The 20,366-nt window shown below is 34.4% G+C and carries 21 protein-coding genes; 17 read left to right on the top strand and 4 right to left on the bottom strand.

Features of this window, described 5'->3' with window-relative positions; all coding sequences use genetic code 11:
• Nucleotides 1-95: 95 nt before the first annotated feature.
• The 14 genes from CDOMF_RS08020 (at nt 96) to dcuC (ending at nt 13,623) form a co-directional block, all read left to right on the top strand.
• Nucleotides 96-671: a restriction endonuclease subunit S gene (locus CDOMF_RS08020; RefSeq protein WP_260951478.1), complete on the top strand. Its 576-nt coding sequence runs from the start codon at nt 96-98 to the stop codon at nt 669-671.
• A 2-nt stretch (nt 672-673) separates the two neighbouring features.
• Complete coding sequence (locus CDOMF_RS08015) at nt 674-2,161, top strand: type I restriction-modification system subunit M (protein WP_260951477.1); 1,488 nt, start codon at nt 674-676, stop codon at nt 2,159-2,161.
• Nucleotides 2,162-2,170: 9 nt separating this feature from the next.
• Nucleotides 2,171-2,647: a hypothetical protein gene (locus tag CDOMF_RS08010; protein WP_260951476.1), complete on the top strand. Its 477-nt coding sequence runs from the start codon at nt 2,171-2,173 to the stop codon at nt 2,645-2,647.
• Between the two features lie 178 nt (nt 2,648-2,825).
• The gene (locus CDOMF_RS08005) at nt 2,826-3,377 is read left to right on the top strand and encodes a restriction endonuclease subunit S (protein ID WP_442863502.1); all 552 of its coding nucleotides are present in this window, start codon (nt 2,826-2,828) and stop codon (nt 3,375-3,377) included.
• Nucleotides 3,378-3,381: 4 nt separating this feature from the next.
• On the top strand, nt 3,382-4,338 hold the full coding sequence (locus tag CDOMF_RS08000; protein WP_260951474.1) for a hypothetical protein: 957 nt from the start codon (nt 3,382-3,384) through the stop codon (nt 4,336-4,338).
• Entirely contained in the window at nt 4,335-7,376 is a 3,042-nt protein-coding gene (locus CDOMF_RS07995; protein WP_260951473.1) for a type I restriction endonuclease subunit R, read from the top strand. The genes CDOMF_RS08000 and CDOMF_RS07995 overlap by 4 nt, the downstream gene beginning before the upstream one ends.
• Nucleotides 7,369-8,034, top strand: coding sequence for a M48 family metallopeptidase (locus tag CDOMF_RS07990; protein ID WP_260951472.1), 666 nt, complete (start codon nt 7,369-7,371; stop codon nt 8,032-8,034). Before CDOMF_RS07995 ends, CDOMF_RS07990 begins: the two co-directional genes overlap by 8 nt.
• 191 nt (nt 8,035-8,225) lie before the next feature.
• Complete coding sequence (locus tag CDOMF_RS07985) at nt 8,226-8,378, top strand: type II toxin-antitoxin system RelE family toxin (RefSeq protein ID WP_260951471.1); 153 nt, start codon at nt 8,226-8,228, stop codon at nt 8,376-8,378.
• Nucleotides 8,379-8,428: 50 nt separating this feature from the next.
• Nucleotides 8,429-8,917: a heme utilization cystosolic carrier protein HutX gene (hutX, locus tag CDOMF_RS07980; protein WP_260951470.1), complete on the top strand. Its 489-nt coding sequence runs from the start codon at nt 8,429-8,431 to the stop codon at nt 8,915-8,917.
• A gap of 174 nt (nt 8,918-9,091) precedes the next feature.
• On the top strand, nt 9,092-9,340 hold the full coding sequence (locus tag CDOMF_RS07975; RefSeq protein WP_260951469.1) for a hypothetical protein: 249 nt from the start codon (nt 9,092-9,094) through the stop codon (nt 9,338-9,340).
• Entirely contained in the window at nt 9,337-11,034 is a 1,698-nt protein-coding gene (locus CDOMF_RS07970) for a PepSY domain-containing protein (RefSeq protein ID WP_260951468.1), read from the top strand. Before CDOMF_RS07975 ends, CDOMF_RS07970 begins: the two co-directional genes overlap by 4 nt.
• Entirely contained in the window at nt 11,031-11,249 is a 219-nt protein-coding gene (locus CDOMF_RS07965) for a hypothetical protein (RefSeq protein WP_170019372.1), read from the top strand. Before CDOMF_RS07970 ends, CDOMF_RS07965 begins: the two co-directional genes overlap by 4 nt.
• 295 nt (nt 11,250-11,544) lie before the next feature.
• On the top strand, nt 11,545-12,249 hold the full coding sequence (gene pepE / locus CDOMF_RS07960) for a dipeptidase PepE (protein ID WP_260951467.1): 705 nt from the start codon (nt 11,545-11,547) through the stop codon (nt 12,247-12,249).
• Between the two features lie 84 nt (nt 12,250-12,333).
• On the top strand, nt 12,334-13,623 hold the full coding sequence (gene dcuC / locus CDOMF_RS07955) for a C4-dicarboxylate transporter DcuC (protein ID WP_260951466.1): 1,290 nt from the start codon (nt 12,334-12,336) through the stop codon (nt 13,621-13,623).
• A gap of 335 nt (nt 13,624-13,958) precedes the next feature.
• Here dcuC and pepT read toward each other — a convergent pair whose 3' ends face one another.
• Nucleotides 13,959-15,191 (bottom strand): peptidase T, encoded by a 1,233-nt coding sequence (gene pepT / locus CDOMF_RS07950; RefSeq protein ID WP_260951465.1) that lies wholly within the window; start codon nt 15,189-15,191, stop codon nt 13,959-13,961.
• A gap of 252 nt (nt 15,192-15,443) precedes the next feature.
• On the opposite strand from pepT, the gene CDOMF_RS07945 reads away from it, so the two are divergent.
• Complete coding sequence (locus CDOMF_RS07945) at nt 15,444-16,736, top strand: dicarboxylate/amino acid:cation symporter (RefSeq protein ID WP_260951464.1); 1,293 nt, start codon at nt 15,444-15,446, stop codon at nt 16,734-16,736.
• Between the two features lie 39 nt (nt 16,737-16,775).
• Here the strand turns inward: CDOMF_RS07945 and CDOMF_RS07940 are convergent, their stop codons facing one another.
• The 3 genes from CDOMF_RS07940 to CDOMF_RS07930 form a co-directional block, all read right to left on the bottom strand.
• The gene (locus CDOMF_RS07940; RefSeq protein ID WP_260953159.1) at nt 16,776-18,080 is read right to left on the bottom strand and encodes a cation:dicarboxylate symporter family transporter; all 1,305 of its coding nucleotides are present in this window, start codon (nt 18,078-18,080) and stop codon (nt 16,776-16,778) included.
• 194 nt (nt 18,081-18,274) lie between these two features.
• Nucleotides 18,275-18,769 (bottom strand): peptidylprolyl isomerase, encoded by a 495-nt coding sequence (locus tag CDOMF_RS07935; RefSeq protein ID WP_260951463.1) that lies wholly within the window; start codon nt 18,767-18,769, stop codon nt 18,275-18,277.
• Between the two features lie 17 nt (nt 18,770-18,786).
• On the bottom strand, nt 18,787-19,494 hold the full coding sequence (locus CDOMF_RS07930; RefSeq protein WP_169973070.1) for a YebC/PmpR family DNA-binding transcriptional regulator: 708 nt from the start codon (nt 19,492-19,494) through the stop codon (nt 18,787-18,789).
• Between the two features lie 116 nt (nt 19,495-19,610).
• Here CDOMF_RS07930 and CDOMF_RS07925 point away from each other — a divergent pair, with 116 nt between their 5' ends.
• Together CDOMF_RS07925 and CDOMF_RS07920 are read left to right on the top strand one after the other, a co-directional pair.
• Nucleotides 19,611-20,162: a GNAT family N-acetyltransferase gene (locus CDOMF_RS07925; RefSeq protein WP_260951462.1), complete on the top strand. Its 552-nt coding sequence runs from the start codon at nt 19,611-19,613 to the stop codon at nt 20,160-20,162.
• Complete coding sequence (locus CDOMF_RS07920) at nt 20,162-20,365, top strand: heavy-metal-associated domain-containing protein (protein ID WP_260951461.1); 204 nt, start codon at nt 20,162-20,164, stop codon at nt 20,363-20,365. The genes CDOMF_RS07925 and CDOMF_RS07920 overlap by 1 nt, the downstream gene beginning before the upstream one ends.
• Nucleotide 20,366: the final 1 nt, after the last annotated feature.

The following is a 20,366-nucleotide window of genomic DNA, read 5'->3' as shown; positions in this document are numbered from 1 at the left end:
ATATCAAAACTAATTTAGATATATGCTTAAATTTGGCTTGATTTATATAGTTCGATATTGTATAATTCTTGAATATAACAAAAAGGATTTGAATTTTGAGGATTGAGCTTAAAGATATATCTGAAATTAAAATCGGGCTAATGACTGAACGCAAAAAGGCGTTAGTCGATGATACTACACAGAAAAGATACAACTTAGTTTCCCTTAAATCTTTCAGTGAAGACGGTATATATAGTCACGACTTTAGTGAAAATTTTATATCAAACGAGCAATTAAAAGATGATTATTTAGTAAGAAAAGGAGATGTTTTAATACGCCTTAGATGGCCAAATTTTGCCGTGAGTATAGATGCTCAATACGAAAATTTGATATTTTCATCTCTTGTTGCTCGCTTAAGATTAAAAAATAGTTTTGAGCCAAAATTTATAGCTTACTACTTAAACAGCAATATCGTTAAAAAAGCCCTTTATAGCGACATTTCAGGAAGAATAGCCGCTATAAAGGTAAGCGATCTTGCTAAGATTAAAGTTCCTAGTATTAGTCTGCAAAAACAGCAACAAATCGTAAAATTTTTAGAAATATCAGCTAAAAAAAATGAAATTTTAACATCTCTGGTAGAGAAAAACAAAATCTTTACAAAATCAGTATTCCAAGAAGCAATCAAAGGATAAAAATGCAAAAAACAACAAAAGATACTATAAATAATGTAGTTTGGAAGGCTTGCGATACATTTCGCGGCACTATAGATAGTAGCGATTATAAGGATTATATTTTAACGATGCTTTTTATAAAGTATCTTTCCGATTTTTACAAAGAAAAGCTTGAAAATTTAAAAGAAAAATACGGCGATAAAAAAGATCGCATAGAAGCTAGCTTAAAGCGTGAGAAATTTAGACTCGATGAAGAGCATACGTTTGAAAGGCTTATAGAGCAAAAAGAGGCGGATAATCTAGGCGAGATCATTAATAAAATGCTTGATAAGATAGAGGAGGATAACTCCGAAAAGCTGGAAGGGATTTTTAGAAGCATTGATTTTAACAATAAAAACAAGCTTGGCGACACAAAAGAAAGAAATGCTATCTTAAAGCACCTAATCGAAGACTTTAGCGATCCTAGACTTGACCTGCGTCCATCACGCCTAGCAAGTAGCGACGCTATAGGCGATGCGTATGAGTATCTTATATCAAAATTTGCTAGCGATGCCGGTAAAAAAGGCGGAGAATTTTATACTCCGGGAGAGGTTTCTGATCTGCTAGCTCAGCTTGTAGAGCCAAAAGACGGCGCCATGATATATGACCCAACCTGCGGATCAGGCTCTTTGCTGATAAAAGTCAGCAAGCAGACAAACGGTCAAAATTTCCGTCTTTACGGACAGGAGAAAAATAGCCAAACCCAAGCGCTTTGTAAAATGAATATGTTTTTGCATGAGATAAATGACTCGGTTATCGAGTGGGGCGATACGATAAGAAATCCGCTTCATCTTGAAAATGGTCTTTTAAAAACCTTTGATGTGGTCGTTGCAAATCCGCCTTTTAGCCTTGATAAATGGGGTGAAGATATAGCCGCAAATGACAGTTTTGGCAGGTTTAAAAGAGGTGTGCCCCCAAAGAGTAAGGGCGATTTTGCTTTCGTGCTTCACATGATAAGCTCTTTAAATTCAAACGGAACTATGGGCGTGATTTTGCCACACGGCGTGCTATTTAGGGGAGCTAGTGAGGGAAGGATAAGAGAAAAACTAATAAGAGAAAATCTGCTTGATGCGGTCATCGGACTGCCTGCAAATCTATTTTACGGCACAAGTATACCGGTTTGCATCATGATCTTTAAGAAAAATCGCACTAAAGAAGACGTGATTTTTATAGACGCTAGCCGTGAATTTGAAAAGGGCAAAAATCAAAACAGCCTAACTGATGAAAATATCCAAAAGATCATCACCGCATACAAAAATAGAAGCCGGATCGATAAGTATTCTCACGTAGCAAGCATAAACGAGATAGAACAAAATGATTTTAATCTAAACATCCCTAGATATGTAGATACTTACGAGGAAGAAGAGCAAGTGGATATGGCTGCCGTTAAGCTTGAAATTTCACGCCTTGAAGATGAGCTAAAAATAGTTCAAGATAAGATGGATGGCTATCTTAAGGAGCTTGGACTATGAGGGATAAAGATGAATAGTTTTAAAAATTTGCCGAGCGGGTGGAGAGTTGTAAGGCTGGGAGATGTTGCTGAAAAAGTTTCAACTAAAAATAAAGATAGCTTTATAAATTTAGTTTTATCAAATTCGGCAACAAATGGAATTGTCGTGCAAAATGAATATTTTGATAAAGACATAGCAAACAAAAATAATATTCAAGACTACTATATTGTAGATTATGGAGATTTTGTTTATAACCCACGAATTTCCATAAATGCACCAACAGGACCTATTAATAGAAATTTGATTTCCATTGGTATAGTTTCACCTTTATATACTGTATTTAGAGTGGAAGATGAGAAAAAGGCAAAATTTTTATCGTATTTTTTTAAGAGTATTTTTTGGTATAACCAAGTTAAAAGTGTAGCAAACTATGGTGCTAGACACGATAGGATAAATATCACGGATAAAGATTTTTTTTCATTAGAAAATTTTACTTCCGCCGATTGATGAACAAGAAAAAATAGCGGAAATTTTATCTACTTGGGATAGGGCTATAAATTTAACCGCAGAACTAATCAAATCAAAAAAAGAGTTCAAAAAAGGCTTAATGCAAAACCTTCTTACCACCAAAATCCGCTTTCCAAACTTCAACGACGAGTGGCAAGAAACTAAACTTGGAGAGATTTTGACAGAGCATAAGCTTAAAAGTGATAGTAAAAGTGATGTGTATTCTGTGTCTGTTCATGTCGGAATTATCAACCAAATAGAGTATTTGGGGAGAAGCTTTGCAGCACAAGATACTTTAAATTATAATCTTGTAAAACCTTTTGATATTGTTTACACGAAAAGCCCTACTGGTAATTTTCCTTATGGAATAATAAAGCAAAATTTCAATGGAAAAAATGTTATAGTATCTCCATTGTATGGAGTTTTTACACTAATAAATAGATATTTGGGAGCTTGGTTACATTTTTATTTTGAGTCATCAATAAGAACAAAAAACTACTTGCAAACAATTATTCAAAAAGGTGCTAAAAATACTATCAATATATCAAATGCAACATTTTTATCAAAAAAAATTTTGATACCAATAGCTTTAAAAGAACAACAAAAAATCGCAGAAATTTTAACCGCTTGCGATGATGAGATAAAAATTTTAGAAAACAAACTAGAGAGCTTAAAAACACAAAAACAAGGGCTTATGCAAAATTTATTAACAGGAAAGGTAAGGACTTGATGTTATGAATGATAATAATAAAAATATTAGCCAAGCAAGAAATAAACTGATAGTTCATTATTATTTAAATGATAATTCTCACTCTATGAATGCATTTGTTAGAAATAGTATAGAAAAAGATTTTCTAAATATTGTTAGTGTCGTGTGTGCTGTGTTGGATGTCGAAATAAAACTTGAAAGTAAAGTTCCTGAAAAAGGCGGATATATTGAAATTTTGGAGGTAATAGAAAAATACCCAACAGCATCTTCAATTTCAGCAGCTACCATAGGATATGTTGCCAATAAGATTGTTGAATTGATAAAACATATTTGTAGCGGTGCATATAAAAAAAATAGATTGGAAGTTAAAAAATTAGAACTTGAAATAGCTGAACTTAAAAATAAGAGTAATAAAAATGATATTTCGCAAGATATAAATTTAGAACAAAAAATAGCAAGACCGTTATCAAATTATTATTCAAAGTTAGAAAAATATGAAAAAATACAAAAAGTTGGATTTGGCTCTGAAGTTAAAAAAGAAACAATCATTGAAAGAGTAGAGTTTAAAAATTTTATTATCAACGATGGTAAGGAATTGGAAGAAGATGATGATGCCGTCATAGAATTAATATCTCCTGTTCTAAAAGAAGGTAAATACAAATGGAAAGGAATTTATAAAAATGAAAAGATAGATTTTAGCATGGGGGATAGTAAATTTAAAAACGATGTCATTGATAGCAAATATGATTTCGGAAATGGCTCTTTTATAAACTGTCATCTTGAAATTGTAAAAACGTATGATGATTTTGGAGAAGAAAGCAAAGCAAGACTTTATAGGGTTGTAAAAGTTTATGAAATAAAAAAAGATGCTTTTGATGAATGGAAAATAAGAAAAGCAGGTATTAAAAAAAGGAAGAAAAAATTTGATGAAAAAGTAAAAAGTTTATTTTTAGAATGTAGTGATTTAAAGGATCTAAAATGACCCCAAACACATCGGAAAAAGCATTGCAACAAAACTGCATAAATTTACTTACAAGTGAGCTGTTTAGTTATAAATTTATAAGCAGAGATGAAAATTTAAAACTAAGAGACAACCAAACATCAAATGTTCTTTTTAAAGAAATTTTGGCTAAAAAGCTAAACGAGCTAAATTCATACGAATACAAGGGTGAAATTTATAAATTTTCTCCTCAAAGTATAGCTAGAGCTATCGAGCATCTTGATGTAAGCCTAAATGAGGGTCTAGGCGTGGCAAACGAGCGAGTTACAAATATGCTTTTAATGGGGGAGAGTTATGAAGAGAGCTTGCCTGACGGCTCTAAAAGAAGTTTTAGCATAAAATTTATCGATTTTGAAAATATCTACAATAACGACTTTTATATAACCGAAGAATTTGCCGTAGCCAAGTCTGATAAAAGTGACAAAAAGAGCAGAAGACCCGATCTAGTGCTTTTTGTAAACGGCATTCCTTTGGCTGTCATTGAGCTTAAAAAATCAAGCATAAACGTCCAAAACGGTATAAACCAGCTTCTAAAAGAGCAAGAAAAGGGCGAGATACCACATCTTTTTAAATTTATACAGCTTACATTAGCTGCCAACGCAAATGAAGCAAGATACGGCACCACTGGCACAAAGCCTGAATTTTACTCTATTTGGAAAGAAGAGGAAGAAGAGAACGCGCGCGAGAATTTAGCTAAATTTGTAAACGATAGAAGCATAACAGCTCTTGATATGACGCTTTATGCCTTGCTAAGACCGGATAGGCTTCTTGATCTCATGAGAAATTTTATCCTTTTTGATAATAGAGTTAAGAAAATTTGCAGGTATCAGCAGTTTTTTGGTATCAAAAGAGCTCTAAAAAGAGTCGAGCGAATAGAAGACGGCAAAAGAACGGGCGGGCTTATTTGGCATACTCAAGGAAGCGGAAAGAGCCTAACTATGGTTATGCTAACCAAGCTTTTAAAGCAAATTTATACAAATTCAAAGGTTATAATAGTAAGTGATCGTATCGAGCTTGATAAGCAGATAGAAGGAACGTTTAAGAATACCGATATAAGGGTTGAACGCAGCTTTAGCGGTGCAAATTTGACCCATAAGCTAAAAAGTAATGTCGGCGTTATAACAACTTTAGTGCATAAATTTGCAAACGTTGCAAACTCTAAAATAGTGTTAAACGATAACAATATCTTTGTATTGGTTGATGAGAGTCACCGAACTCAAGGGGGCGATTTGCATATAGCTATGAGAAGAGCGTTGCCAAACGCTTGCTATATAGGCTTTACGGGGACTCCGCTTTTAAAACGTGAGAAAAATAGCTTTGCAAAATTTGGCGGAGAGATACACAGATATACGATAGATGACGCGGTTAGAGACGGAGCAGTGCTGCCGCTTTTGTATGAGGGTAGATTTGTGGAGCAAGAAATTTCAAATCCTGAAATTTTAGACGAGAGATTTAAGGCTATTTGCAGAAATTTAAGCGATGAGCAAAAGAGAGATTTGCAGCAAAAGTGGGCTAAATTTAGCAAAGTAGCTTCAAGCGAGCAAAGGCTATATCTTGTGGCTATGGATATAAATAAACATTTTAAAGAGTTTGCAAAGCCCGGATTTAAAGCTATGTTTGCAACTAGCTCAAAATTTGAGGCGATAAAGTATCATCAAATTTTTAAAGATTTGGGCGAGATAAAAACAGCCTTTGTTATATCAAACGAACAGGATGAAAATATAGGCGGAAGCAGAGAATTTGTAATAAATGCGATGAAAGATATAGAAAAAGAGTATGGGGGCAATGAAAGATATATAGATACCGCAAAAGATGAGTTTTTAAACGGTGATGATATGGATATGCTGATAGTCGTTGATAAGCTTCTAACGGGTTTTGACGCTCCAAGAGCCGCTATCTTATACGTCGATAAACCTTTAAAAGAGCATAATCTGCTTCAAGCCATAGCAAGAGTAAACAGAGTATATGAGGGCAAAGACTACGGGCTGATAATAGACTATAGAGGGCTTTTAAGAGAGCTAAGCGATAGTCTTGAAAGCTACGAGTGCCTAAGCGGATTTGACGGGGTGGATATAGTGGGGGCTGTTATAGACGTAAGAAGCGAGATATCAAAAGTAAAAACTTACTATACTCATTTAGAGGAGCTTTTTAAAGATGTGGAGTTTAAAAATGATGTAGAGAGTTATGCGAAGTCTTTGGGCGATAAAGATAGGCGTAAAAATTTTAAAGAGTGGCTTTCATCTCTTGCAAGGGCTTTTGCTCTAGCCTTAAGTAGCGACAAGACGGCAGAAATTTTAACCGGTATTGAGATAAAAGAGTATAAGAGTAAAATCAAATTTTATAATGAATTAAGAAGTATCGTGCAGATAATGTATCAAGAAAAATGCGACTTTAATAAGTATGAAAAAGATATGCAAAAGCTGCTTGATACCTTTATAAACGCAAAAGGAGTTAATACTCTAAGTAGGATTGTAAATATATTTGAGGCGGAATTTGATAGTGAAGTAGATAGGCTTGTGGGAGCAAATGCAAAAGCTGAAAGTATCAAAAGTGCGCTAGATGCTGTTGTGACTGAGAAATTTGACTCAAATCCGGCATTTTACAGGTCTATTTCAGCTCAAATTCAAAAAATCATAGATGAATATACCGCCGGACGATTGAGTGATGAAGAAAAATTAGCCGCCTTAAGAGCTATAAAAGAGCGGATAGTAAATAAAAAAGATGAGATGAAAGAGGAATTTAAGGGCAAGAGATCGATTGCCGATATGTATGAGAATTTGGCAGACTTAACTCAGATAGATGAAAAGGAGCTTGTCGCTTTAGCTCAAAAGATAGATGAAATTTACAGCTCTTACGCACTAAGACCTGAGTGGGATAAAAATATAGATGTAAAAAACGAGATAGAGGGGGCTATAGATGAGCTTTTATGGGATATAGAGGATAAATTTGGCATAAATATTGAAAATAAAACTGAAATTTATGAGGTTATGCGCAACATAGGAATAAATCATTATGCTTAAAAGCGTAAAAATTATTAAAAAGGATATTAAAAACTTTAGCATTAAAGTTAAGCCAAGCGGTGAAGTAATAATAAATGCGCCAAAAGATGCGAGCGATGAGCATATAGGGTTTGTGCTTAAAAAGCGTGAGAAGTGGATAATTAGCAAGCAAGAATTCTTTGCCAAATTTAAAAGTCGTGAAAAAGAGCTTGTAAGCGGCGAAGAGATGAAGTATCTAGGAAGAAGCTATAGGCTAAAAGTAAATGAAAGCAAAGAAGAGTTTGTAAGGCTTAACAGAGGCACTTTAGAGCTTTTTGTGCGAGATAAGAATAACTTTAAAAAGAAGCAAAAACTACTTGATGAGTGGTATAAAGATAAGGCTCTTATCTGTTTTTTTAACATCATAAACGAGTTTAATAAGATGGTAAAAAGAGATATAAAAAATGTAAGAATTCGTAAGATGAAGACTCGCTGGGGTAGCTGCAATGCGGTAAAATCATATATAAACTTAAATCTTGAACTAATCAAAAAACCAAAAAAATGCGTAGAATACGTTATATTTCACGAATTAGCGCATTTGATTCATCCTGATCATAGTAAAAAATTTTATGAATATCTTAGTGTTTATATGAGTGATTGGCAAGAGAGAAAAAGAGTACTTGAAAATTCGTTGGATTAGTTTTATGTTATTAATACTACTTAAGATACTAAAATAACAAAAAGCTTTTACGTTCAAGAAGCTATAAAAAGACTCTTAGAAGATATGAATGATTATATAGATGCTATGGAAGAGTTAAAAAAGATAGAGGGTGATCCTAATCCTCAGTTTTATACTCTTGATGAAGTAGCTAAAGAGCTTGGCGTAAAACTATGAAAGTAAATTTCAGTAAAAATGCGTTAAAAGAGCTTAAGAAATTAGATAATAGTGTTAGCATTAAAATACTTAAAAAACTAAAAGAGATAGAAGGCTTAGATAATCTTCTTTTAATATCAGTTCATTTTGTGTTGATAATTATTATCTAAATTGTAATAATATGCTATAATTTGCCAAATTTTATTTAAAAAGGATGAAAATGAAAGAAAAAGTAAAATCTCTAATCGAGAAAAATCCAAAAATTTCACTAGGTGAAATAGGTAAAGAGCTTGGGCTAAAAGAGATGGATGTGCTTTTAAACCTGCCTTGTGAGTTTTGCAGAGTTGCCGATGGGGCTAAATTTGACGAGATCATCGGTGAGATAGGCAGCTGGGGTGAAGTGCTTTTTGTTAAAAACACTCCATCGTTTATCATAGAGTTTAAAACCAAAATTCCAAGCGGACAGCACGCTCAAGGGTATTATAACTTCAGCATGAAAGAGTCAAATTTCGGCGGACACCTAAAGGCAAGCGATATAGATAAGATCTTTTTTGTAACTCAAACGTTCATGGGAATGCTCTCAAAATCGGTGCAGTTTTATGATAAAAATGGAGAAAATATTTTTAAAATCTATGTAGCGAGAGATAAAGAGAGGAATCTTTTAAAAAATCAAGAAAGTGCTTTCGAGGAGTTAAAAACTAGAATATAATATCAAATTTTTAAACAAATTGATTGGATACTAAGATTTTTTAGACATATCGAAATTTATCCTGGATTATTAAAATTCAGGATAAATATTAATAAATATCATAATTGTATTAAGTTAATTTTTATTCATATTAATTTATAATCTTAAATTAATTTCTAAAGATCAAGGATGCTTTTGCTCTCAAGAACTAAAGAGTTTATCATTAGAACGATTGCTTGCAGCGTATTCGGATTTATCATATCTTATTATTTTAGTGTCAAAATTCCAAATTTTTTAAGCGTTATTCAAAATGAAAAGCTTGTAGTTGCAAATTTTTTATTTATGGGCATTTTTACCCTTTGGTTTTTATTCTGCTATACAATAAGACTTAAATTTGTTCTTGTATTAACAGTTTTATTCACTACTTTGGCGGTCACGATATGATGATGCTTCGACTCTTTCATAGATATTTTGGACTTGCCTTTACATGGATAATATTTTTTATATTTTTTAGTGGAACCTTGGCTTATTATAAAGATGATATAACTTTGTTTATGCAGCCTGAATATTATAAGATAAATTACAAAAATAGTGAATATCTGGATACTTCGCTTGAATATCTTAAAGAACACCATCCAAATTCCGATATTTGGAGGATAACACCGCCTAGTGAATTTACCCCTTACATAACCATATCCTGGCATGATGACGTAAGAGTTAGAGAGCATAGAAGAAACCGAAAAATAGTCAAGATAGATCCGGACACATCTGAGATTATAAGAGGCAGAAGCACTTACGGCGGAGGTTTTTTGAGCGCGCTTCATTATGATTTGTGGTTTATAAATCGAGTAACTGCACGCGAAATAATCGGCTATATAACCATAGCTATGCTTTTTGTTTTATTGTCTGGCATTATGATACATAAGAGAATTTTAAAGGATTTTTTCAAATTTAGACAAAAGTCCTTTTGGATGGATTCTCATATTCTAGCTAGTGTTAGTGGGTTTGTGATATTTTTAATGCTTAGCGTTTCAGGCCTTTATCTGGTCGAGAGGTTTATGCTAAAGGGTATATATTCTGAAGTAGCTAATCAAAATAAGGCGAGTATGCAACAAGATTTTACTGCCAAGGCTAAGGCTAGAAACGAGGAGCGCAAAAGACAAAGGGCTCTTGCAAAGGCGATGGCTGAGCAAAACTTAACTATTAAAAAAGATGATGAAGTATCTAAAAATTTAGTTAAGCAGAATGTAAAATCAAATGATATGAAGCCTTTGGTAATGCAAAATTTATCTCAAAATAAAGAGATAAATATCACTGAGCAATCTTTATCAAAAATGAGAGATCAGTTTGGCAAAAGTAAGGAATTTATGGCTAATATGATGGCAAGAAAAGCTAAATTTATGCCTACTACCGATCAAGTTAAAAGTATTGTAGATAAACATTCAAATGAAAATTTTGAGAGTATAGTTATTCAAAGAAGTATGCAGGGCACAGCTCATATACAGCTAAATTTTGTGCCTAGTAAGCCATTTACCGAAAAAGGCCTAAGCTTTGAAGCTAAAGTTTTCGATGCCGTAAGCGGAGAAAAGCTTGAGGAGGTTTTTGAAAGAGAGGTTCCTAGGGCAAATCTTGTAATGCTGTTTATGAGAATTTTTCATGTAGGCGGCTTTGGTGGAGAGCTGGTTAGATTTGTATTTTTTGTATTTGGCTGTCTTGGGCTTATTATGTGCGCCTCAGGAGCTTATTTGTGGAGTCAAAAGCAGCACTCTAAAGTCGCAATATATATGATAAAAGTATTTAATAATGCGTTTTTTATAGGGCTATTTACTGCTCTTGGCATTTATTTACTTGCAAATCAGCTAATACCTTATGAAAATGAGTTTAGGTACGAATATGAAGTTTATGCCTTTTTTACCGCTTTTGCGTTTATTTCATTGATCGGCGCAATTTTTGTCAAAAAATATGGATACTCTTTAAGTTCTGTTATAACTTCTGTGGTTTTTGCTGTTGTTTTTATAGTCTCTATAGCAAATGGTTCTTTCGTAAATTTTGAAATTTTTAAGATTTCGCTTGCTTGTCTCTTTGTTTCTCTTGTCTTTGTGTGGCTTAGTCTTAGATTTATAAAGGAGAAAGCATGAGCATTTTGCTTGGAATCTTAAGTGTAGCTTTTATCGCTTTTGCAAGACTTGACAAGAGATTTTATTTGGGTTCTATTGTTTGCCTTGTTTTGTTTGTTTTTCTTATGATTATGAATGATAATAAATTTTTGGATTTTACATATTTTTTCTTTGCAGCAGGACTTTGCCAGCTTGCAATTAGTATTTGTTTAAATTTTAAAGAATTTAAAAATTGATAATTGAAATTTAAAGAAATTAAGAATATGGCGATTTTTAATGCCCAGCATTTTAAATTTTAGTTGGATTTTGTGATTTTAAGGTAGTTTTTTGCTTAAAAATTTATTTGATTTTTATTGCCTGGGCTTATTAAGAAAATATTTACCTAAGCGTAGCTTTTAACCCTTTTTTAAGCATTATTTATATATCGTTTTATAAATTAAATTTTTAAAAATTATTTTTTATATTTTTTTAATTTTAAAGTTGTTTTTAGAATACAATAATAATAAAAAACATTTATTACAGGAGAGTATTATGAAAAAAGCTTTGCTTTTAAGCAGTTCAGGATACAAGGATACAGGGTACTTGAACCACTGCAGGCCTTGGATTAACGAGTTTTTGACAGAGCATGGAGTTTGCGATGAGGAGGTACTCTTTATCCCTTATGCGGGAGTTAGACGCACAAACGATGAATATGAGCTTAAGGTTCAAGATTGCCTCCAAAATAAAAATATAAAATCAATTCATAGATTTAACGATCCAAAACAGGCTGTAAAGAATGCTAAAGCAATATCAATAGGAGGGGGGAACACCTTTGTTTTGCTTTATTATCTATATAAATATGATTTAGTTGATGCAATAAGAGAGAAGGTTGAGGTCGGAACTCCGTATTTTGGCTGGTCTGCTGGTGCAAACGTAGCTGGAAGTACTATTATGACAACAAACGATATGCCTATTATAATGCCAAAACTTTTTGATGCGCTAAATATCTTCCCTCATCAAATTAACCCTCATTTTATAAGCGGAAAGATAGCCGGTCATAATGGAGAGAGCAGAGAAGAGAGATTGGAAGAATTTTTAATAGTAAATCAAGATAGCATAATCTATGCTCTTCCTGAAGGAGTTGGATTAAAGATATCAGGCAATAGTGCAAAAATACTAGGAAATGATGCGGTTTTAAAAATGCGCTACAAAAAAGATACAGAAAGTATCGCAGTGGGAGATAGTTTTACATTTTAGACAGATTTTAATTTTGATTTAAATTTAAGATGAATATAATTAAACAGTATGTAAATATTATATAATTTATAAGAAAGGTTAAAGATGGCTACTTTAAAGCTAATATGTGCCGTTTTAGGCTTAGTTGCAGTTATATATCTGCTTATTAAAAAAAGAGAGACCAAAACCGTCCTTATAGGTGTCGGTTTGGTGCTTTGCGTGGTTTGCCTTACTCCTCTTGATGCTCTTGCTCAGTTTACGAAGTCAATGACTTCCGCAGGACTTATCAAGGCTATTTGTGCGAGTATGGGTTTTGCTTATGTTATGAAAGTCACTAAGTGCGATCAGCACCTTGTTACTTTGCTTACAAAACCTATGAAAAATATAGGATTTTTACTTGTTCCTCTCACATTCGTGATTACATTTTTTGTTAACATAGCTATCCCTTCCGCTGCAGGTTGTTCTGCTGCTGTTGGTGCCACTATGATACCTCTTCTTATGGCTTCTGGTGTTCGACCTGCTATGGCCGGTGCTGCTGTATTTGCAGGAACATTCGGCGGAGTTTTAAGCCCTGGTTCAGCACACAACGCCTTTGTTTCAGAGATGGCAAAAGTAACCATACCTGACGTTATTAAAGTTCAATTTCCAAACGCTATGGCGGCATTTATAGTTGTTTTAGTTATTTTAAGTGTTACTGCTATCTTGTTTAAAGATTACCAAAAGGGTCAAGATTTCTCACAAAAAATTGGAGACGGGGCTGCAGCAGAGCCTATTAAAGTAAATGTTTTATTTGCTCTTATGCCTTTAGTGCCACTTATCATTCTTGTTATAGGCGGAACCGATCTACATAAGATTTCATTTTTAACTTGGACTAAGATGGGTGTTGCTGAAGCTATGTTGCTTGGTGCGATTTTAGCTGTATTTGTAACATGGACAAGTCCAGAAAAGATTACTACAGAGTTTTTTAAGGGTATGGGAAGCGCATATGCTGAAGTTATCGGTATCATCATCGCTGCGGGCGTTTTCGTTGCAGGTCTTAGAGCGTGCGGTGCGATAGATGCGATAACAGATGTTTTAAAACACTCAGAAGAGTTCGTAAGACTGGGCGGAACGTTTATACCATATCTTATGGCTGTAGTTACGGGATCCGGAGATGCCGCTACTATGGCGTTTAACGGTGCCATAACAGTACATGCTCAAGATCTTGGTTTTGAGCAAACTAAACTTGGTATGGCTGCTGCTATTGCAGGTGCTCTTGGTCGTTCGTCATCTCCAATTGCCGGTGCCGCTATCGTTTGTGCCGGTCTTGCTATGGTAAGCCCTATCGAGATTGCAAAAAGAACCGCTCCGGCTATGGCTATAGCCGTTGTTGTCATAGCATTCTTTATGCTTTAATTCTATTAACTTCGAGGCGGATCTCCCGCCTCTTTTTAAACCGCTTGGTCTATAAATTTAAAATTTTCTATATATTTTAGTCTCTATTAAAATACCTAATTGATATTTCTTGGCAAAAAATACTAAGCTTAATCGTTATAAATGTAAAACACTAAAGATATACTATAAATTTAAAAAGTCATTTACGTCGATTGCTAATTTCGGACATTATCGTCTTTTATACAATATTTAGTTACATTTTTTGGAATCTAAAATATCATAATCAACACTATATTTTAACAGAGCCAAAGTTTTAAGATAAGTCAAAGGCTGCTTTAAACAGCCTTTTGTATTTATTATTTTGCTAAATTTTTTATTATCTCTTTAACAACGTTGCTTGAAGCATGAAGAGATTTAACCGGCAGGTATTCATATATTGAGTGGAAGTTGTGGGCGCCTGTAAAGATATTTGGGCAAGGAATTCCTTTTTCGGATATTACCGATCCGTCATATCCGCCTCTCATAGGGATAACTTTTGGTGTGATACCTAAGCTTTCATAAGCTTTTTTGGCAGCCACTATAGGAAGACTATTTTCGCCTTCTGTAAGATAGTTGTAAACATTTTTGTATCTATCGGAAAGTTTTATACTTACTCTGCCGGCACCCCAAATTTTATTGCAAGAGTCTGTTAAATCTTGTAAAAATTGCATTCTCTCGGAATATTTTTTATCATTAAATTCTCTTACATCAAGTTTTAAAACAGTCTTTGCACTATTTCCGCTAAGCTCTTTTACCCAGTAGTATCCCTCTCTATTTTCGGTATACTCGGGGGCCTCTCCACCAGGAAGCATAGAGATAAATTTATGTGCCATAAGAAGTGAATTTATAAGTTTACCTTTTGCATTCATTGGATGAGCGGATTGTCCTATAAAAGTAACTGCCGCATCGCCCGCATTCCAGTTTTCATATATAAACTCTCCTATGCCACAGCAATCCAAACAGTAACCAAAATCTGTGTTTATCTCGCTTATATTTAGTGCCTTAGCTCCTCTAAGCCCTTGCTCTTCATCAGGCAAAAAGCAAGCCACTACATCGCCGTGCTCAACATCCGGATTTTGCACAAAAAATTGCAAAGCATTCATAATGCTTGCTATTGCAGCTTTATCATCCGCCCCAAGCAAGCTAGTGCCATCGGTTACTATTATATCATCGCCTACATAGTTTTTAAGTTCTGGAAATTCACTTTCTTTCATTACGATATTTAGCTCTTTATTTAGAGTTATATCTCCGCCTTTGTAGCTTACTATTTGAGCTTTAGTATCGTTTTTTTGCTCCGCGCTTGTATCAAGGTGTGCAAAAAATGCAACCGATGGAAGCTTTTTGCTTGAATTTGAAGGCAAAATAGCAGTTGTTATGCTATTCTCGCGCCTTTTTATATCTTTTAGTCCAAGCTCTTTTAGCTCGTTTTCAAGAAGCTTTGCAAGCTCCATTTCAACAGGATTTGAAGGCATTATGCCAGCAGCTCCAGCCTCTCTATTTGTAGTTGTGTTGATTTTTGTATATCGCAAAAATCTTTCGACTATATCCATTTATTCCTCCTAAATTTAGATTAAAAATTTATAAAATTATAGTGTAATAAAAATTAAAATAAATTAATAAGTTTAAAATAAAATTTATAAATTTTATAAGAAATATTTTTTAAGCTAAATTCTCTAAAATTTTAAAAATTTGGATTATTTTTAACACTCAATTTAAATTTATTAGATTTTTCTTTAAATCATTATCCTTTTAAGACAAATAAAGATAAAATCAGATACCAATCAAATATCAAGGAGGCTTTTATGGTTGAGTCAAAAAAAGGTATTTTGAATTTTTACTTCAAAAGTAATTTGTTGGTTAGAATTTTAATAGGTCTTATTTTGGGTGCTATATTTGGTATGATATTCCAAAATGCTACAAGCGCGATAGAGATCTTAAAGCCTTTCGGGGATGTTTTTATAAGGCTTTTAAAGATGATTATGATCCCTGTTATAGTCTGTACCTTGATAGTAGGTGCTAGCAGTATTTCTCCTGCACATCTTGGAAAGGTTGGCGTCAAAATTATTGCATTTTATATGGCGACTTCACTTTGCGCAATAGTAATCGGGCTTTTTGTGGGTTCTGTTTTGCAGCCTGGAATAGGGCTTGAGTTGGCTCATATCGCAGGAGTAGCCAAAGAGGCCAAATCCCCAGGATTGGTTGAAATTTTATTAAATATCATTCCTACTAACCCATTTGGCTCTATAGCGAATGCAGAGGTTTTGCCGACTATCTGTTTTTGTCTATTCTTTGGAATTGCTTTGGCTTTTTGCAAAGATAGTGAAAGTCAGGCTGTAAGAAATGCGGCTGATAATGTTTATCTGTTTTTTGAGGGTATGAGTAGCGTGATGTTTAAAGTTGTTGGTTGGGTCATGCAGTATGCCCCTATTGGCGTATTTGCACTTATTTTTATAGTTTTTTCAAAAAGCGGAGCAGAGGCGTTTGGGCCTTTAGCTAATGTAACTTTGAGCCTATATATAGGACTTGCTTTACAAATTTCATTGGTTTATTGTGTGGCATGTCTGTTTGTTGGATTAAATCCTCTTATATTTATAAGAAAAGTGCGTCCGCCTATGATTACAGCCTTTGTTACGCGCTCTTCCGGAGCTACTCTGCCTGTTTCCATGGAGACTGCCGAAAAGGATATGGGAGTGCCTAGGAGTATTTATGGCTTTACTTTGCCAGTTGGTGCGACTATAAATATGGATGGTACAACCATATATTTAGGAGTTTGTGCGATATTTATCGCAAATGTCGTAGGTATGCCGCTTGATTTCGCTCAGCAGCTAACCGTAGTAATAACTGCATTATTGGCCTCCATAGGAACTGCTGGAGTGCCGGGAGCAGGAGCTATAATGCTCCTTATGGTTCTTGAATCAGTGGGCTTAAAGGTGGAGGCTGGCAGTGTGATAGCCATAGCTTACGGTATGATTTTGGGCATTGATGCTATACTTGATATGGGAAGAACATCTATGAATGTTGTTGGAGATATGATGGGTGCGGTTTTTGTGGCTAAAAGTGAACGCGAGCTAGATGAGGAGATTTGGAATAGCTAATTTATGTTTCAGGAGAAGGACTTAACTCTTCTCCTGAAACTAGGCACGAAATTGAAATTCTTCCGGATGATCTAATGCGTAGCGAAACTGTTTTATATCGACTTTTTTATCCCAGATAGAGATAATGAGGCATCCAACCGCATTGCCGCACAGATTTCCTACCGCTCTCATCTCCGACATAAATTTATCCACCCCTAGTAGTACTGCTACTGTAACAACAGGTATCCCGGCACTAGGCAGGGCTGCTAGCGTACCTGCTAGAACTATAAACCCTGATCCGGTAACTCCTACTGCGCCCTTGCTTGTAACCATTAGTATAATTAAAATTTGTATTAAGTGCTCAATAGTTAAAGGGATACCAAATGCTTGAGCTAAAAATATTACGCTAAGACTTAAGTAGATATTAGTGCAATCAAGATTAAAAGAGTATCCTGTGGGTATTATAAGTCCTACTGCGCCTCTATGTATACCGGCTCTTTCCAGCTTTTGCATAAGTGGAGCTAGGGCGGTTTCAGAGGAGCTTGTCGCAAATACTACCAAAACTTCTTTTGCGATAAAGCGCATAAATTTAAATATATTAACTTTGGCAAAATAGCATATGGTGCCAAGAACTACAAAAATAAAAAATAAGCTAGCAGCGGCCATTACAAGTAGAAGCTCTATCATTCCTAAAAGCGAATCTATACCAAATTTGCCTATCAAAAACGCCATTGCAGAAAACGCGGCAATAGGGCTAAAAAGCATTAGTACGGTAAGAAGTTTTAATACGTAATGCTGAATAAACTCAAGTGGTTTTAAAATTTTCTTTTTATAATCATTCTTTAAAAATGAAATAGCGACCGCAGTAACTATAGCCATAAAAAGCACTTGTAATGTATTCGAAGTAAGAAATGGCGTGATGGGATCGCTTGGTACCGCACTTTTTAGGATTGACCACACAGATCCTACATCCTTATCAATATGCGTATATTTTTCTATGCTTCCCGGATCTAGGGTAGTCCAATCCAGATGCATATCGTGTCCAGGCTTTAATACCTCGCCAAATAAAATTCCAACCGCAAGAGCTATGGTGCTGACTATCTCAAAATAGATAAAGCCTTTTAGTCCTATGCTGCCAAGCTCTTTCATACTTTCAAGTCCAATAATACCAGATACTATGGTAAGAAATATAATAGGTCCTATTAGAGCTTTTAAGGCTCTTATAAACCAGTCTATCCCGGGCTTGCTGGCCACGCCGAGATCCGGGAAAGTAACTCCTACGAAAATACCGGCCACAATACCTATTACTACCCAGAAAGCAAGACTTGTAACGATTTTTTTAAATTTACTTTTTTGGGATTTTATTTGATATTGTGTTGAATCTTTACTTGAAACTTTTTCTATCAAGCATAATCCTTTAAATTAATTATTTTTTTTAAAGATAATGATATTTTATCCAAGAAATTATTAAATAAATATTATTGCAAAAGTTATATTTATAAATGAATTTTATGAGATAGTTAAGATTAAAGCTTTATAAGCTTTAATCTTAATAGTTTTTATAAATTATCTTTTATCTCGATAGAGTCTATTTTATCACCAGCTCTTATAGAGTCAAGTGTTTTTAGGCTTTCGTCATCTACGACCTGTCCAAAAACAGTATGAACTCCATCAAGATGAGGCTGTGCGCTATGGCATACGAAAAATTGACTTCCGCCGGTATCGCGTCCTGCATGAGCCATAGAGAGACTACCGCGTTTATGTTTACTCTTTTGGTCTACACATTCGCATTTTATTCTCCATCCAGGACCTCCCGTGCCTGTACCATAAGGACATCCTCCTTGGATAACAAAATTCGGGATTACGCGGTGGAAATTTAGACCGTCATAAAAGCCGTCATTGGCTAAAGTTGCAAAATTAGTAACTGTTTGTGGCGCCTCTTCCCCAAATAGCTCAAGCTTGATGTCTCCTTTTTGCGTATGTATAATAGCAAATTTAAATTTCGCCAACTCATCTTTGTTTATATCGTAAACTTTTAGCTCTTCGTTTCTCATATTTTCCCTTATTAAATTTATTCAATATTTGTATATACGGCTTGAACGTCATCGTCATCTTCTAACTTATCAAGCAGTTTTTCTATCTCTTCCATCTGCTCTTCGCTTAAATTTATAGGAGAATTTGCAATGTATTGCAGACTTGATTTTTTGGCCTCAAGTCCGAGTTTTTCTATTCCATCGTGAAGTGTACCAAAGCTTGTATAGTCGCCATAAATATATAAAATTCCGTCTTCTTCTTCAAGCTCGGTTAGTCCAAAGTCTATTAATTCAAGTTCAATCTCATCAAGCTCCAAATTTGGCTTTTCAAGCTCGAAAACGCTCTTTCTCGTAAACATAAAGCCCAGGCTTCCGCTTGGTAAAATTTCTCCTCCATTTTTACTAAAAATAGCTTTTACATTGGCCACTGTTCTCGTAGGATTATCGGTAGCGCACTCCACTATGATTTGCACTCCGTGAGCTGCCTTGCCGTCATAAGATATGGTTTTTATATCTGCACTATCTTTGCCGTTTGCGCGCTTTATAGCCGCATCGATATTATCTTTTGGCATATTTTCATTTTTTGCGGCAGCTATCGCCGAGCGAAGCTTTGGATTCATATCGGGGTCTGATCCACCCTCTTTGGCTGCTACTGTAATCGCTTTTGCAAGCTTTGGAAATACCTTGCTCATCTTATCCCAGCGCGCTTCTTTGGACGCTCGCCTATATTCAAATGCTCTTCCCATAAAATTCCTTAAAAAATTTTTGGTAATTATAGCTAAAAATCTTTTTATCATTTTTAAAAGCTTAGGTTTTAATACTGTTTGGGAAAAATTTATGTTTTAAATTTATAATTTGGATTATGATAACAAGAGCTGATAAAAAAGATTCTAAACGCTGCATAGAGTTGCTAAATTTAGCCATGGAGGATATCGCTTTTTGTCTTAGTGGCACTACAAGCAGGGCTAAGAGTGATGAAATTTTAACCTCATTTTTTAATCAAGATATAAATAGATTAAGTTATAACAATATATATATTTATAGGGATAACGATCAGATATTAGGAGCTGTTTGCGCATATTTTGGCGGAGATTTAAAGAGTCTTGATGAACCTATAATAAATCATTTAAGATTAAAAGATCCAAGCGCTAATGTTGAAGCTGAGTGTTTTAATGATGAATTTTACATAGATAGCATAGCTGTCGATGAGAAATTTAGAGGTCGCGGCATAGCTAAAGAGCTGATAAAATTTATATTTGAAATAGCGAGCCAAAGAGGCATTAAAAAAGTCTCCTTGATTGTAGATGAAGAAAAAATAAAAACGAAAGAATTTTATGAAAAATTTGGTTTTAAGGAAAATTGTATCAAAATTATCAATTCTCATAAATATTACCATATGATAAAGGAGCTGTAATGGCAAAATTTAAAGTCGCAAATATTAATTGTGAAAATTGTGCAAATACTATTAAAAGGTCGCTTGAGGATGAGTTTGGTAAAATAGACGTAGATCTAAGCGTAGAGCCTCGTGTAGTAAGCCTAGATATAGAAGATAAGGATATTGAAAGGTTTAAATCCGAACTTGATGAGATCGGATTTGAAGTAATCGAGCAAATTTAAT

Source organism: Campylobacter sp. RM16187, assembly GCF_025319965.1.
In the GTDB taxonomy this organism is placed as follows: Bacteria; Campylobacterota; Campylobacteria; order Campylobacterales; family Campylobacteraceae; genus Campylobacter_A.
The sequence above is the reverse complement of the archived record's forward strand: the minus strand, read 5'-3'. Positions and strand labels throughout refer to the sequence as shown.

Excerpts from the sequence above, each read along its gene's own strand:
- hutX (WP_260951470.1), top strand. The coding sequence starts at position 8,429 with ATGAAAGAAAAAGTAAAATCTCTAATCGAGAAAAATCCAAAAATTTCA.
- CDOMF_RS07935 (WP_260951463.1), bottom strand. The coding sequence starts at position 18,769 with ATGAGAAACGAAGAGCTAAAAGTTTACGATATAAACAAAGATGAGTTG.
- pepT (WP_260951465.1), bottom strand. The coding sequence starts at position 15,191 with ATGGATATAGTCGAAAGATTTTTGCGATATACAAAAATCAACACAACT.
- CDOMF_RS07990 (WP_260951472.1), top strand. The coding sequence starts at position 7,369 with ATGCTTAAAAGCGTAAAAATTATTAAAAAGGATATTAAAAACTTTAGC.
- CDOMF_RS07970 (WP_260951468.1), top strand. The coding sequence starts at position 9,337 with ATGATGATGCTTCGACTCTTTCATAGATATTTTGGACTTGCCTTTACA.
- CDOMF_RS08015 (WP_260951477.1), top strand. The coding sequence starts at position 674 with ATGCAAAAAACAACAAAAGATACTATAAATAATGTAGTTTGGAAGGCT.
- CDOMF_RS07920 (WP_260951461.1), top strand. The coding sequence starts at position 20,162 with ATGGCAAAATTTAAAGTCGCAAATATTAATTGTGAAAATTGTGCAAAT.
- CDOMF_RS07925 (WP_260951462.1), top strand. The coding sequence starts at position 19,611 with ATGATAACAAGAGCTGATAAAAAAGATTCTAAACGCTGCATAGAGTTG.
- CDOMF_RS07945 (WP_260951464.1), top strand. The coding sequence starts at position 15,444 with ATGGTTGAGTCAAAAAAAGGTATTTTGAATTTTTACTTCAAAAGTAAT.
- CDOMF_RS08010 (WP_260951476.1), top strand. The coding sequence starts at position 2,171 with ATGAATAGTTTTAAAAATTTGCCGAGCGGGTGGAGAGTTGTAAGGCTG.
- CDOMF_RS08000 (WP_260951474.1), top strand. The coding sequence starts at position 3,382 with ATGAATGATAATAATAAAAATATTAGCCAAGCAAGAAATAAACTGATA.
- CDOMF_RS07985 (WP_260951471.1), top strand. The coding sequence starts at position 8,226 with ATGAAAGTAAATTTCAGTAAAAATGCGTTAAAAGAGCTTAAGAAATTA.
- CDOMF_RS07965 (WP_170019372.1), top strand. The coding sequence starts at position 11,031 with ATGAGCATTTTGCTTGGAATCTTAAGTGTAGCTTTTATCGCTTTTGCA.
- CDOMF_RS07995 (WP_260951473.1), top strand. The coding sequence starts at position 4,335 with ATGACCCCAAACACATCGGAAAAAGCATTGCAACAAAACTGCATAAAT.
- CDOMF_RS07930 (WP_169973070.1), bottom strand. The coding sequence starts at position 19,494 with ATGGGAAGAGCATTTGAATATAGGCGAGCGTCCAAAGAAGCGCGCTGG.
- dcuC (WP_260951466.1), top strand. The coding sequence starts at position 12,334 with ATGGCTACTTTAAAGCTAATATGTGCCGTTTTAGGCTTAGTTGCAGTT.
- pepE (WP_260951467.1), top strand. The coding sequence starts at position 11,545 with ATGAAAAAAGCTTTGCTTTTAAGCAGTTCAGGATACAAGGATACAGGG.